Here is a 15,002-nt window from a genome sequence, read left to right on the forward strand (position 1 = left end):
TCCCCCCTCCATGCTTTCCTTCCGCATCTGGCTCCTCCTCGGTCTCGCCTTCCTGCCGTGCTTCCTCGGCGGCGGCTGGACCGAGGCGGAGGCGGGCTGGATCGTCGCCGCCGTCGGGCTCTACATGGCCGTCTTCCCCCCGGCGCGCTGGCCCTCGCGCCCGCTCGCCCTCGGGATGGGGCTGCTGCTCGTCACCCCGTTCTTCAGCTTCCTCCCCCTGGCCCACGGCTCCCTCCTGGCCGGGGCGTGGCGGAGCCAGCTCGAGAGCGGCGGCCACATCGACCTCGGGAACCTCGTCACGCCCCAGCCGTGGATGAGCGCCGACGCCGCCGTCTTCTTCCTCTGCGGCTGGGTCTTCCTCGCCGTCCGCCTCGCCGAGCAGCCCGAGGAGGAGGACCGGCTCGAGCTCAGTACCATCTTTTCCCTCGCCTGCGCCACGATGGCCGTCCTGGCGCTCGTCCAGCATTTCCTCGGGGGCTTCCTCCCCTGGTGGAACCAGGCGATCCACACCTCCTTCGGCCCGTTCCCGAACCGGAACGAGTTCGGCAACCTCCTCGCCCTCGGCGGCATCTGCTCCCTGGTCGGCGCCCTCCAGCGGCTCCACCAGTCGCCGCTGCGGATGACGCTCCATTACACCGCCCTGGTGCTGATCTTCGTGGCGCTGATCTGCAACGGCTCGCGCGGCGGGATGGCTCTCTTCTTCGGCGGAGGCCTCCTGTGGCTCGTCTGGATCTCGATCCAGTCCCGGAGCCTCCGTTTCGGCGGCCGGATCACGGCGATCATCATGGCCTTCCTCGCCCTCTTCCTCGCCTTCGGCGGGACGCTGGTGGAGCGGGTCCTCTCGATGCGCCTCTCGGGCGCGGTGATGGAGGCCGACTTCCGGATGCTGATGGCCCGCGACGTCTTCTGGATGATCCGCCACATCCCCCTCTTCGGGATCGGCATCGGGAACTTCGAGCCGATCTTCGCCATGTTCCGCCGCTTCTCGGAAAACGGGATGACCGTCCTCCATCCCGACAGCGACCTGATGTGGGCCCTCGGCGAGTGCGGCTTCATCGGCCTCATCGTCTTCCTCGCGGGGCTGATCCTCGGGGCCGGGGCCTGGTTCCCCGTCCGGCGGGGCTCGGCCCGCAGCCTCCACGCCGGGGCGATCATCGCCTCGCTTTCCTTCCTCATCCACGGGGCCTTCGAGGTGCCGATGCACCGCCTCGGCTCGCTCCTGCCGGGACTCTTCCTGCTCGGCTCGGCCCTCGCCTCGCCGGGGAAGCCTTCGATGGTCCCGAAGGGGCCGAAGGTCATCCCCCACTTCATTTTCTGGGGCGGGGCGCGGTACTTCCTGCGGCTCCTCGGCGGGGCGCTGGTCGTCGTCGGCGCCCTCTGGGTGATGCCCGGCGGCGGGAAGTTCTGGCCCCCCCGCGCCGCCGCCGAGGCGAAGGAACGGGCCATCGCGGAGCGCGATGCGAAGGACTACCTCCGCAGCGACGAGGACGCCACGCGCGCCCTGGCCGTCCGGCCCCTCGATTGGCGTCTCTACTACCTGCGCGGGGAATCCCGCTACGCCGGGAAGCGCGATTTCGACGCCGCCGCGGCTGACTTCCTCGTCGCCCGCTCCCTCCAGCCCGCCCGGAGCGACATCCGGCTGCGGGAGGCGACGCTCTGGTATCCCGTCCGCCCCTTCTACGGCCTCTCCATCGAGGCCGAGGCCCTGAAGCTGAGCCCCGGGGCCGACCGCGCGAAAATCTACGACAACATCGTCGAGAACACCTACAGCAACGTCTTCCTCCGCCCCGCCCTCCTCAACATGGCGGGGGACAACTTCTCCCTCCAGCTCGTCTACTTCTCCCACGCGGAGCGGGAGGACGCCGCCATCGTCCTCCAGCGGCTGATGGCCGTCGACAGCGAGCTCCGGTTCATCAACGCGGCGCAGCTCGGCCAGATCCTCCAGCGTTGGGCGACGATCGGGAACCTCCCCGACCTCGTCGCCCGGATCGAGGCCTCGGCCTCGTGGGAGGCGGCCGGCTGGACGATCGCCGCGAAGTATTACGCCGAGAGCGGCAATCCCCGCAAGGCCTACCAGATGGCCCGGAAGCGCGACCCCCTCCCTCCCTTCCCGAAGATGGACCCGACCGATTCCAAGGAGCAGCTCTCCCTCGACGCGAAGCTCAACCCGAACGCGATCAAGCCCCGGATCTACCTCCTCCAGATCGCCCGGAACTCCAACGACAGCGTCTCGGCCTCCCGCCTCCTCCAGCAGCTCGTCCGGTTGGACGGCTGCCCGGGCTATCTTTATTACTACATGGCCGAAGACCGGGCCGGGGCCGGGGACTGGGCGGGCGCGTGGTCGTGGTACCAGCGGTACCATCCCCTTCCTTGAGTTTTTTTGAGCGGGCCCCGATGGCGTCCGCGCCTTCATGGCGCTTGGATGGAACGAGTTCCCCACCTTCTTCAGTCCCTCAGTACACTCGAAAGAGTTGACTTTTTACGTACTCTAAGTAAAATTAGAGTCCATGATCGAAAAAGCCGGTTCCCTCTCCCTCGTCATGGCCTTCGGGATCGCCCTGGGGCTCACTGGCTTGCCGCGGAATGCCGGGGCCGAAGAAGTCCGCATCTACCGCCCCCTTGGCGACGAGGCGGCGATCCCGCTGCCCGCGCCGACTCCTGCTCCCGCCCCTGCTTCTGAAGCGGCGGCTCCGAAGGCCCTCCCCGTCGTCGCCACGGCGAAGGCGGTCCCGGCTGCCGTCCCCGCTCCCGCCGCCCCTGCCAAGACCTACACCGTCCAGAAAGGGGATACCCTTTGGAAAATCAGCCGGAAGTGCAACGTCACCGTCGAGGCCCTGAAAAAGGCCAACCACCTCCCTTCGGACCAGATCGCCGTCGGCACCGCCCTCACGGTTCCTTCCGAGGGGAAGAGCCTCTCCGCCGCTTCTGCCGCCCCCGCGACGGAGGAAATCCGCCGCGCCCAGCCCGTTCCCGTCGCGCTCGCCACGCCTGCCGCTCCTTCCGCTGCCCCCGCCGTCTCGGCCCCCGTCCCGACGGTCGTCCCCGTCTCCAGCACCGGGGAGGGGAAGATCGTTTCGAGCCAGGCCGAGCTCCAAAGCCGCTTTCTCGCCGAGACGAAGGCCCTCGCCGTGAAGGGCGTCGGCTACGACCAGGATTGGACCCCGCCCGGCGAGGACGAGGCCTGGGACATGGATTGCTCCAACACCAGCCGCTACCTCTACCGCAAGGTCACCGGTATCTCGATGCAGCGGACCGCCTCCGACCAGTATTACGACCTCCAGCAGCAGGGCCGCGCCTGGGACGCCCCCCTCGACGCCGACGGCAAGCCCGACGTCGCCTGGCTCGACACCCATCTCCGCGTCGGCGATCTCCTCTTCTGGGAGAACACCTACAAGCCCCGCCGCGACCCGAACATCACCCACGTCATGATCTATCTCGGCAAGAACAACCGGAACCAGTGGCTCATGGCCGGTTCGCAATCGGGCGGCGGCTTCTTCAACACCTCGGGGAGCGGCCCCGACGTCTACGTCTTTAAGCCGACCGCCTCGGTCGGCGGCTACTACAAGAACCTGGGCTTCACCCACGTTTCCGGCCGCTTCGTCTCCTTCGGCCGCCCCCTGGCCCCCCTCGCGCCGAAGCCCCAGGTACAGATCGCCTCGCGTTAAGCCCCTTCGGGGCTTTTCTCCCTGTCTACTTATTGTTTTTCGCCTAACGAAATGGGCGAAAAACATTGAGCATTGCCATTCGGCCCGGTACCTGCTTCCCTATCGGCGAAACGCGATTCACTTAACCGATTGCAAATCACTGATTTAAAGGGAAACAGGACATGAAAGGATTCAAAGGGGCCCGGTACGGGCAAAGCCAGCTAGGGCAGCTGGCCGGTATCTTTTTGTTGGGGATCATGGTGGGCCTCAGCGTCACCCCGTGGGAGCTACGGGCGAACCCCACCGGGGGCGACGTCGTCAGTGGCAGCGCCAACATCAGCAGCAGCGGCAACACATTGACCGTCGTCAACAGCAACGGAGCCGTCATCAACTGGCAAGACTTCAGCATCGGGGCTGGGGAATTGACCAAATTCATCCAGAGCGACGCCAACAGCACCGTCCTCAACCGCGTCGTCGGGACCAACCTTTCCCAGATCTACGGCACCCTGAGCAGCAACGGCAAAGTCTTCCTCATCAACCCCAACGGCGTCATGATCGGCGCCACCGGCATCGTCAACACCGCCGGGTTCATGGCGAGCACCCTCGACATCAACAACGCCGACTTCATCGCCAACAACGGGAGCGGAGCGATGCACTTCGTCGGCAATAGCACCGCCGCCATCACCAACCTCGGCACCATCAACGCCGTCGGCGGAGATGTTTACCTCATCGCCAAACACATCGACAACCAGGGCACCGTCAACGCCAGCGAAGTCGCGGGCAAAGGCGGCCTCGTCGGCCTCTACGCCACCGACGAACTCTACCTCACCACCGGCGTCCCCGAAGGCGGCCTCGTCCGAGTCGGGAGCGGCAGCCTCAGCAGTGGAGCCGGCACCGGCATCAACAACAGCGGCATCATCAACGCCGTCCAGGCCGACCTCAAAGCCACCGGCAACCTCTACAGCCTCGCCATCAACAACACCGGCGTCGTCCGCGCCACCGGAGCCACGGCCAAGAACGGCGTCGTCCACCTCAGCGCCGCGGGCGGCACCCTCAGCAGCAGCGGCACCCTCGTCGCCAAGAACGCCGACGGCAGCGGCGGCACCATCAAAGTCCAGAGCGGATCGGGTGGCACCACCCTCGTCAACGGCGTCGTCGATGCCAGCAGCACGACCGGCCTTGGCGGTCTGGTCGAATTGAGCGGCGATAATGTCGCCCTCTACGATCATGGCAGCATCGATGCCAGCGGTGCCCTCGGAGGCGGTACCGTCTACGTCGGCGGCAGCGCCCACGGCACCGGCGATCCCTCCGTCTACAACTCGAAGGCGACCTACATCGGGGCCAACACCACGATCAAGGCCGACGCCACGGTCTCCGGCAAGGGCGGCACCGTCGTTGCCTGGTCCGACGGCACCACCCGCTTCTACGGCACCATCAGCGCCAAGGGCGTCGGCGCGGGCAACGGCGGCTGGGTCGAGACCAGCGGCAAGGTCTACCTCGATGCCGTCGGCCTCGTGAACACCGGCGGCGGCGTCTGGCTCCTCGATCCGACCGACGTCGACATCGGCGACAGCGTCACCGATACGGTTTCCTATTCCGACTCCACCTCCTACGACTTCAGCGCGGCCGGTTCGACCAGTTACATCTCCACCGCTTCCCTCTTCGCCGCCCTCGCCGACAACGACGTCACGGTCACGGCCTCCGGCAACATCATCGTCACCAGCTCCCACCAGTCGGGCATCACCGGCCTCCACACCCTGACCCTCACCGCCGACGGCAACGTCATCCTCACCAACGTCACGTGGTCGGGCGATTACGGCCTCTCGCTCGTCTCGAACAACGGCAATATCGAGTTCCACACCGTCGCCCTCACCGGCTCCGCCGTCACCGATGTCTACAACTCCAGCGGATCCGTCTACTCGGCCTACGCGGCGGTCGGGAACATCACCCTCGACGGGCTCACCGTCACGATGTCGAACTTGCAGAATTACGGCGCTGATTCCCTCCAACTCGAGGCGGGCGGTGCCATCGCCACGACCGGCGCAGGCCTGATCGTTTCGGGCGGCAAGATCTCCCTGATTTCCGACAACAGCACCATCACACTCACGTCGGGCAGCCTCAGCGGCATCAGCCAGGACTACGACGACGCGGTCTACATCAGCGCCGACGGAACGATCGGTATCGGCGTCGACATCACCAGCGTCGGTTCTACGGAGATCGTGTCGAACAACGGCAATATCTATCTCGGCGGCAACATCACGTTGGCCGACTCGACGGAGAGCGGCTATGCGGCTTCCAATCTCTACGTCATGACTTACGACGGCGATATCGTCATCGGTTACGGGGCCGACGGCTTGACGGCGTCGAGTGTCACGATTCAGTCCCTGGAACAGAATTACTATCCCGAAGGGTACGCCATCTCGATGGAGGCGCGGGGCGGCATGAGGATCAACGGAACGATCACGACGGCGGGCGCGGCCCGCAACTACGGCAATGGCAACTACATTTCGGGCATGGACATCAACCTGACCACGGGCCAGACCGAAGAGACCAGCATCGCCGATATCACGATGTCCTCGACGAGCGAGATCAACGGCGGCGGGGGCCACGTCAAGATCACCCTCGGTGGCAGCGGCTATGGCGGGACCGGTACGATCACCTATTCCAAGATCACCTCCCTGGGCGACGATGGTTGGATCACGTTGGAAAACAACGGTGGCGACATTGTTGGCCTCAACACGAGCAGCAAACTCACCGCAAGTTACGAAATCCAACTCACGGCCTCGGGCTCCCTCGGCACCTCGGGCAATCACATCCTGATCGGCGACGGCGCGGGCTCGAGCGATGCCCTCTCCCTCGACTTCACCGTGGGGGGCACGGGGGTCGCCTATATCGACTCTCAGGATTCGCGGACTCTCCAGGTCAATAACGGCACCCTGAACGGCGGCTCCGCCACCCTCACTGCCCTCCACGACATCGAGTTCTCCGCCGGCAATCTCGACCTCGGCAGCGGCGGCACGGCGACCTTCACGGCGGTCGGGAACATCGTCTTCGACGATAGCTACTACAGCCTGTATGGCCAGGGCACGGCGACCTTCTCCGCAGGCCAGGACATTTACGTTCGCGGCGTCGATTGGGAATCGAGCAACGGCATCACGGGTGCCTTCAATCTCAATTTCTACGCCAACAATACCGGGACCGGAACCGGTTCGATCTACGTCATCGACAGCACGATCTCCACCCTCGGCGGCAGCGTCGTGATGGGCGGCGGGAGCGACGGCACCGGCTACGCGGTCGAGAATGCCACCAATTACAATTCGAGCCACACCGGGGTTACCTTGGGTGGCGTCGCCATCCTCAGCTCCACGATCAACGCGGGGACCGGCAGCATCACCCTCAAGGGCAAAAGCGCCAACGTCAACGGCGGGATGGGCGTCGAGATCAGCAACTTCAGCGTCTCTGGCGGCACCTACGACGGCACCGCCTCGAACGTCTTCACCAGCGGCTCGGGCGTGATCACGATCACCGGCGTCAGCGGCGCGACGAGCAATACCGTGAGCAACAGCCACGGCGTCTTCATCTCCGCCTCGAACGTCAGTGCTTCCGGGGTCACCTCGGGCGGTATCCACATCACTGGCACCGGGAGTGCCTCCGCCGACAGCTCCTCGGGCGTCCTGATCGACAACGGCGCCGCCGTCAGCCTCACGAATCCCTACGGAGAAGGAACGACTTCCCTCACGATCACCGGCACCTCCCTCGGCGGCGGGGCGAACAACCACGGCGTCACCTTCCGCGATGGCTCCTACGCCTCGGTCTCCGGGACCTCGGCGGTGCTGAACGTGAATGCCTACTCCTCGGGCACCGGCGAGGCCCTCGCCTTCACGACCTCCACCCCCCTCGTCGCGACGGCGAGCAAGGGCGACCTGAGCACGCCCTCGCTCATCCCCTACCTTTCCGCGACCAACGGCGCGATCAAGGTGAGCGCGAACAGCATCCTCTACCCCACGGCCTCCTACGAGAGCTCGACCATCAGCTACGATCAGATCCTTCAGAATAACTCGTCCAACGTGGGGGTCTTCCGGGGAGCCTACGGCACCGAGACGCTCAGCATCGCCCCCACAAGCCTGACCAGCGTCGGCGTCGGCGACGCCGCCGCCTCGCTCGGCACCCTCTGGGTCGACGGGATGACGGGCTTCGGCACGATCAACATCGGCAGCCTCGACGGCGGGACGACGATCACGGCGGGCACGCTCACCTTCTCCCAGTCCCACGTCACGATGGACGAGGCGAACGACAACCTCTACGCGAACAAGATCGCCATCGAGGACAGCGTTATCAGCGCCTACGGGAACCTGAAGCTCCATGCGACCGGCGACATCACCCTCTCCGGCTCGTTGTACCTCAGCCACGGTTCGGTCGGGAACGGGACCTTGATCTCGACCGACGCCGTCAGCGACGGGACGCTCACCATCGAGGCGGGCGGCAACGTCCTCATCGGCTACCACAGCGACGGTTCCGCCGACGACGGCAGCTCCGGCATCTACGAGGATATCTCCAACCTCGGCACCAACGCCCTCTCGGTCACGGCCAACCAATCGGTGAACCTCAACGGCACGATCGACTTCACCAACGTCGACCAGGCGAACGGCTTCTCCATCACGGCCAATGCGACGGGGGCGGGCGGCAGCTTCTCCATGACCGGGGCTTCCCTCATCCAGAACGACTACGGCACGGTGACGATCAAGGTCGGTTCCGCCACGCCCGCGACCGGCGGCTCGCTCAATTACGGCACGATCTACGCCAAGGATCTCTCCCTGGTGAATACGAAGGGGAGCATCGCCGGCATCTCCGCCGGCCAAGGCCTCCTCCATGTCGGGAACACCGCCTACTTCAACGCGACCTCCGGGTCGATTGGCACCAGCGGGAACCAGGTCGTCTTCGGCGCCCCCGGAGCCAGCCCGAGCGCCTCCCTCGCCGTCACCGCCCATGCCACCACCGGCGACGTCTACCTCGACGCGACGGGCGACGGCCGCGACCTCTACCTGAACTCCTACGCCGGGGGGACGATCCTCAACGCGGCGACCGGGACCTTCAGCGCCACGAACGGGGCGGCGGTCTACGTCAGCAGCGCCCTTTCCGGCGGCAATATCGCGCTGACCTCCACCGGCAATTCGGTCGTCGTCTCCAGCGCGGTGACGGCGACTTCGAGCGCCGCGATGACGGCGGCCACGGCGCTCACGATCACGGGGACCACGGTGTCGGGCAGCAATATCACGCTCAACTCCGGGGGGACGATCTCGGTGTCTAGCTCGACGGTGGCGGCGACCTCGACCGCCGCCATGAGCGCCACCGGCCCGATCGCGATCTCGGCGAGCAAGATCACCGCCGCGACGAGCATCAACCTGGCCTCGGCATCGACCATCACGATCCAGAATATCTCGGGCAACTTCTCGGTCGTCCATTCGGCGAACACGACGATCGACGGGGCCACCGGGCTGACCTTCTCCGGCCCCGGCATCTTCGGGACGACGAATTCGACCGATCTGACGACGAAGCTCCTCTCGACCGACACGATCACGCTCAAGTCCGACGGCCATATCGGCATCGGCGGCGCGAGCTTCTCCGTCCCGTCCTATGGCTCCGGCTCCCTCCACATCGAGACCCACACGGCGGGCGGAACCCTCGCCGTCGATCCTGTCACGGCGCCCGGCGGGCAGGCCTACATCACCAGCAGCGATCTCACCGCCCTCTCCAACTTCACGACCGACGGCGGGACGGTCTACCTCGGCAGCACGACGGGGACGGTCAACGTCGGCCAGGACATCAGCAGCCTGATTACGGGGGCCGTCTTTCAAGGGGCCTACACCGGCTACACCTACATGCAGTCCCTGAGCGGCGGGGGCACCCTCCAGGTCGACGCCAACGGGACGACCGTCGCGGGCAACGTCGGCACGGTAACGATCAAGATCTCCGGCTCGAAGGTCAACCTCGACGGGGTCACCGGCAACGTCACCCTCGTCAGCGTCAACGATCCCGACCTGACCGGCACGGTCATCGGCAACCTCACTGGCACCTTCGGCGAGAGCGTCACCGGAAGCTCGGCCCTCGTCGTGACCGGGCAGCTCTCCCTGACCGTGACCGGGGATATCACCCTCACGGCCTCGGGAACGTCGATCGGCTCCTTCGGGACGATCTCGGCGACCGGGACGACGAACATCACCGGCTACTCCGGTTCGACGACGACCACCACGACTCCGGTGAGCAACACGCCGGTGGTGATAACGACTGTCCAGAAGACCGATCCGACGGTGACGTCGAACTCGGCCAATTCCACGACGAACAGCGGCCTCACTGTCAACGACGTGAAGACCGGCGACACGAAGCCGACCGACAGCGTCGAAAGCACCAGCGGCGACAGCAGCGGCAAGTCGTCGAGCGGCGACCGCAAGAGCGACAAGAAGAGCGCGACGATGGGCAACAACACGACCCCCGCGTCGAGCGGCGGCGACGGCAAGGAAACGGTCATGGGTCCCGGCTCCTCCTCGGTCATCGGCGCGAGCGGCATTTCGACGGGCGTCAACGTCCCGCCGCCCCCGCAGCTCGACCGCGGCCTCTCCTCCGGCTCGCGGCACGACCTGAGCAACGCGATCTTCGGCCATTGACGCCGCACGCTTCCCTCCCAAAAAGAAACCCGCCGAATGTTCGGCGGGTTTCTTTTTGCCCGGAGAGCGGGAGGGGGAGCCTTACTTTCGGTCCCGCGTATAGACCGGCGTGAGGGCGCAGTAGCCGACCCGCAGGAGGGCCAGGGGGACGCGGTGGAGGAGGAAGGAGAGGAACCGCATCAGGCCGCCGGGGACGAAGCGGGGCTTGCCCGCCAGGACCGTCCGCAACGATTCCCGCACCGCCTGGGCGGCGCTGATATGGAGGCGGCGGTGGAGCCAGTCGCACCGGGGCGGGGTGCTGGTGTCGCGCCGTTCGGCATGGAAGAACTCGGTCGGCACCGGGCCGGGGCAGATCGCCGTGACGGTGATGCCGAGCGGGCGCAGCTCCCAGTAGAGGGCCTCGGAGAAGCTGTTCACGAAGGCCTTCGAGGCCGCGTAGAGGGCGCGGGACGGAAGGGGAAGGAATCCGGCGACGGAGCCGACGTTGACGATGGCCCCCCGCTTCCGTTCGACCATGCCGGGGAGGAGGTGGAGGGTGAGGCGGGTGAGGGCCTCGATGTTCACGCGGAGGAGTTCCTCGGCGCGGCGGGCCGGGGTCAGCTCAAAGAGGCCCGAATCGCCGAGCCCGGCGTTGTTCAGCAGGAGATCGATCCGCGCCTCGGCGAGGCGGGGGAGAAGGGCGGAGACGGCGGCCGGATCGGAGAGATCGACGGGGAGGACCTCGACGGCGAGGCCGGGATGGGCCGTGGTCAGCGCGGCGGCGAGGGCCGCCAGCCGCTCCTCCCGGCGGGCGACGAGAAGGAGGCGGCCGCCGTCCCCGGGTGCGGTCTGGAGGAGCGGGGCGAGCTGACGCGCATACTCCTCGCCGAGCCCTGCCGAGGCACCGGTGACGAGGGCGGTCCAGCCGCGGAAGTCGTGCCGGGACATCATGAAAAGCCTTCGAAAATCTTTGCTGTTCCTTCCCTTTCGCCCCCTTTCGACGCCCTAGCGGACGTCGTGGAGGAGGACGGAGCTGACGAGTTCGTCGTCGAGGCGGATGTCGGAGATGAAGACGACCTTGTCGCCGCTCTTCAGGAGGCCCTTGTCGCGGAGGAACTTCTCGGCGCGGACGACGGTCTCGTTCGGCGACTGCGGGAAGGGGAGGACGAAGGCGCGGACGCCGTAGTTCAGGGTCAGCCGGGTGCAGAGCGCCTCCTCTTCGGAGAAGGCGTAGATGAGGGACTTCTTCGGGCGGAGGGCGGCGGTGACCTCGGCGAAGTGGCCGGTCCGGGTGAAGACGCAGATGGCGGCCGCGTTTGCGCGGTCGGCGAGATCGACCGCAGAGCGGACGACGAACTCGCGGTCGCTCTTCAGGACGATGGTCCCCTGGTGTTCCGAGGTGCCGCTCTCCTCGATCCGTTTGGCGATCCGGTCGAGGGTCTGGACCGACTCGATGGGGTAGGCGCCGACGGTGGTCTCGCCGGAGAGCATGATGCAGTCGGCCTGCTCGAAGACGGCGTTGGCGACGTCGGTGATCTCGGCGCGGGTCGGGATCGGATTCTGGATCATGCTTTCGAGCATGTGGGTGGCGACGATGACGGCGGTCTTCTCCCGGATGCAGGTCCGGACGATGCGGCGCTGGATGATGGGGAGATCCTCGAAGGGGCACTCGATGCCGAGGTCGCCGCGGGCGACCATCACGCCGTCGGCCTCGGCGATGATCTCGTCGAGGTTCTTCACGGCCTGCTGGTCCTCGATCTTGGCGACGGCCTTGATGTGGGAGGCGTTCTTCTCGGCGAGGAGCTTGCGGAGGGTGCGGATGTCGTTCGCCTCGCGGACGAAGGAGAGGGCGACGTAGTCGATCCCGCACTCGATGCCGAGGAGGATGTCGGCGATGTCCTTCTCGGTGAGGGCGGGGAGGTTGACCTTCACGCCGGGAAGATTGATGTGGCGGCGGCTGCCCATGACACCCTCGGTGAGGACTTCGCAGACGAGGTGGTTCTTCTCCTTCTCGAGGACCTTCATGCGGATGACGCCGCTGTCGACGAGGATGACGTCGCCGACGGCGATGTCGTCGACCATGTCGTTATAGTTCACGTCGACGGAATACTCTTCCTCGCGCTTCGCGCCGCGGACGGTGAAGGTGAACTTGTCGCCCGCCTTCAGGTTGAGCTTGTTCGGGAGGTCGCCGGTGCGGATCTCGGGCCCCTGGGTATCGAGGAGGAGGCCGACGTGGAGGTTCAGTTCCTTGCTGATGGCGCGGATCGAGGTGCAGAGATTGCGGACCCAATCATGCTTCGCATGGGACATGTTCAGCCGGAAGATATTGACCCCGGCGAGCATCATTTCCTTGAGGCGTTCGGGGGATTCGGAGACAGGGCCGAGGGTGGCGATGATTTTGGTGCGGCGCATGGGAGGGGTCGTTAAATTAGGGTGGAAAAGCGATATGAAATCGGAATGTACGGACCTTTAAATAGCTAGAGCAATTTCGAGGCCGGACAAGCATTTCCGAAGTGATTTTCGGTGTCATTAGGGGAAAGGAAACGCTTGGGAAAGAGATCGATGGGAGAGGGGCGCATGGGAGAAAAGCGCGTCCTTTGCGCCGTCTTCCCGGAGTGCCCTTCGGGACTGGCGCGGTCAACCCTGTACAGCTGGGGGCGATCCCAAGAGGGGCTTTGCCCCTCCTGGAACTTGTCTCCCGACCCTGCCAGTTAGTTTCCCCTTTACGAGGTATTGCGCTATCGCGCAGGCAGTCCCCCTCTGAGGGCTTGAACTAGGCGGACGCGCTTTGGCGGCGCCTCGTCTCCGAACTGGATTAAAATCGGATGGTTCCGGTACGCCCGAGGGTACGGATTGCGGGGGGAGACGGGGCCAATACGCCCAGACTCCTATTGGGAGAGGTGCGCTGGCGGGGGGGCTAAACCTTCGTGTTGATATGCAGTTCCCGTAGCTGCCTTGCCTCGACCTTCGCGGGGGACTGGGTCATGAGATCGGCTCCGCGGTTGTTCTTCGGGAAGGCGATGACGTCGCGGATGGTCTCGGCCCCGGCGACGAGCATGACGAGGCGGTCGAGGCCGAGGGCGAGGCCGCCGTGGGGCGGCGCGCCGAAGCGGAAGGCCTTCAGGATGTGGCCGAACATGCTCTGCTGGGTCTCCTCGTCGACGCCGAGGATGGTGAACATCTTCGACTGGAGGTCGGCCTCGTGGATCCGGATGCTGCCGCCGCCGACTTCGACGCCGTTCAGGACGAGGTCGTAGGCCTCGGCGCGGATCTTGCCGTAGTTGGCCGGATCGTCGAGAAGGGCGAGGTCTTCGGCCTTCGGGCGGGTGAAGGGATGGTGGACGGCGTTCCACTTGCTCTCCTCGGCGTTGAACTGGAGGAGGGGGAAGTCGACGACCCAGAGGAAGTTCAGGGCGTCGATGTCGTCGACGAGCTTCAGGATCTCGGCGACGCGGAGGCGGATGCGTCCGAGGACCTCGACGACGGTCTCCCACTTGTCGGCGCCGAAGAGGATGAGGTCGCCCTCCTCGATCTCGAGGCGCTCGGTGAGGGCCTTCTTCTCGGCCTCGCTGAAGAACTTCACGATGGGCGACTTCCACTCGCCGCCCTCGACCTTGATGAAGGCGAGGCCCTTCGCGCCGTACTGCTGGGCGGTCTTGGTGAGGTCCTCGATCTGGCCGGTGGTGATCGAGGCGAATTTCTTCGCGTTGATCGCCTTGATGACGCTCCCGTTCGCCGCGTTGTCGGCGGCGGCGCGGAAGACCTTGAACTGGCTCTCGGCAAAGACGTCGGTCAGCTCGACGAGGCGGAGGCCGAAGCGGACGTCGGGCTTGTCGCTGCCGTAGGCGTTCATCGCGTTGGCCCAGGTCATGCGGGGGAAGGGGGTCTTGATGTCGATCCCCTTCGCTTCCTTGAAAATGGCGTGCATCAGGCCTTCGAGCCAGGCGTAGAGGTCCTCCGTGGTGACGAAGGAGGCCTCGAGGTCGACCTGGGTGAACTCGGGCTGGCGATCGGCGCGGAGGTCCTCGTCGCGGAAGCAGCGGGCGATCTGGAAGTAGCGCTCGAGCCCGGCGACCATCAGCAGCTGCTTGTACTGCTGCGGGGCCTGGGGGAGGGCGTAGAAGCTGCCGGGGGCGAGGCGGCTGGGGACGAGGAAGTCCCGCGCGCCCTCGGGGGTGCTCTTCGAGAGGATGGGGGTCTCGACCTCGATGAAGCCGAGCTTGTCGAGGCCGTCGCGGAGGACCTTCGTGATCCGGTGCCGGAGGCGGATGTTGTTGAAGAGGGCCGGGCGGCGGAGGTCGAGGTAGCGGTGGGAGAGGAGGAGGTCCTCGTTCTCGACGCTGCCGTCGAGGGGGAAGGGCGGGGTGAGGGAGGCGTTGAGGACGTCGAGCTGGGAGGCGACGATCTCGATCTCGCCGGTCGGGAGGTTCTTGTTCTCGGTGCCGGTGAGGCGGGCGACGACCTTGCCGGTGACGCGGATGACGAATTCGTCGCGGAGAGTGTGGGCGAGGTCGGCGACGGCCTTGTTCGTCTCCGGGTTGAAGACGATCTGGGTGAGGCCCTCGCGGTCGCGGAGATCGATGAAGATGACGCCGCCGTGGTCGCGGCGCGACTTGACCCAGCCGGAGAGGGTGACGGTCTGGCCGATGTCGGCGGCGCGGAGTTCGTGGCAGAGGTGGGTGCGGTAGACGGGGACGGTGTTCGGCATGGCGATGGG

Annotated in this window: 6 protein-coding genes; 3 read left to right on the plus strand and 3 right to left on the minus strand. The window is 66.0% G+C overall.

Annotation, left to right across the window (positions count from 1 at the left end; all coding sequences use genetic code 11):
• Positions 1-10: 10 nt before the first annotated feature.
• From BLU04_RS08855 to BLU04_RS08865, 3 genes are all read left to right on the plus strand, one after another.
• Positions 11-2,374 (plus strand): O-antigen ligase family protein, encoded by a 2,364-nt coding sequence (locus tag BLU04_RS08855; protein WP_093284810.1) that lies wholly within the window; start codon positions 11-13, stop codon positions 2,372-2,374.
• A 133-nt stretch (positions 2,375-2,507) separates the two neighbouring features.
• Positions 2,508-3,665: a LysM peptidoglycan-binding domain-containing protein gene (locus BLU04_RS08860; protein WP_093284813.1), complete on the plus strand. Its 1,158-nt coding sequence runs from the start codon at positions 2,508-2,510 to the stop codon at positions 3,663-3,665.
• Between the two features lie 236 nt (positions 3,666-3,901).
• Positions 3,902-10,306, plus strand: coding sequence for a filamentous hemagglutinin N-terminal domain-containing protein (locus tag BLU04_RS08865; RefSeq protein ID WP_157895226.1), 6,405 nt, complete (start codon positions 3,902-3,904; stop codon positions 10,304-10,306).
• An 81-nt stretch (positions 10,307-10,387) separates the two neighbouring features.
• On the opposite strand, the gene BLU04_RS08870 is transcribed toward BLU04_RS08865, so the two are convergent.
• The 3 genes from BLU04_RS08870 to aspS all read right to left on the minus strand — a co-directional run bounded on the left by BLU04_RS08870 (position 10,388) and on the right by aspS (position 14,993).
• Positions 10,388-11,236 carry an SDR family NAD(P)-dependent oxidoreductase gene (locus BLU04_RS08870; protein ID WP_093284818.1) on the minus strand — a complete coding sequence of 283 codons (849 nt, stop codon included), beginning with the start codon at positions 11,234-11,236 and terminating at the stop codon, positions 10,388-10,390.
• 54 nt (positions 11,237-11,290) lie between these two features.
• Positions 11,291-12,697: a pyruvate kinase gene (gene pyk, locus BLU04_RS08875; RefSeq protein ID WP_093284821.1), complete on the minus strand. Its 1,407-nt coding sequence runs from the start codon at positions 12,695-12,697 to the stop codon at positions 11,291-11,293.
• A 505-nt stretch (positions 12,698-13,202) separates the two neighbouring features.
• A complete protein-coding gene (gene aspS, locus BLU04_RS08880; RefSeq protein ID WP_093284824.1) occupies positions 13,203-14,993 on the minus strand; it encodes an aspartate--tRNA ligase in 1,791 nt (596 codons plus the stop codon).
• Between the last annotated feature and the right edge of the window lie 9 nt (positions 14,994-15,002).

The sequence above is a fragment of the Verrucomicrobium sp. GAS474 genome, from assembly GCF_900105685.1.
Classification (GTDB): Bacteria; Verrucomicrobiota; Verrucomicrobiia; order Methylacidiphilales; family GAS474; genus GAS474.

Bases quoted from the DNA above. Each gene is read 5' to 3' on its own strand.
- BLU04_RS08855 (WP_093284810.1), top strand. From the start codon at position 11: ATGCTTTCCTTCCGCATCTGGCTCCTCCTCGGTCTCGCCTTCCTGCCG.
- BLU04_RS08860 (WP_093284813.1), top strand. From the start codon at position 2,508: ATGATCGAAAAAGCCGGTTCCCTCTCCCTCGTCATGGCCTTCGGGATC.
- BLU04_RS08865 (WP_157895226.1), top strand. From the start codon at position 3,902: ATGGTGGGCCTCAGCGTCACCCCGTGGGAGCTACGGGCGAACCCCACC.
- BLU04_RS08870 (WP_093284818.1), bottom strand. From the start codon at position 11,236: ATGATGTCCCGGCACGACTTCCGCGGCTGGACCGCCCTCGTCACCGGT.
- pyk (WP_093284821.1), bottom strand. From the start codon at position 12,697: ATGCGCCGCACCAAAATCATCGCCACCCTCGGCCCTGTCTCCGAATCC.
- aspS (WP_093284824.1), bottom strand. From the start codon at position 14,993: ATGCCGAACACCGTCCCCGTCTACCGCACCCACCTCTGCCACGAACTC.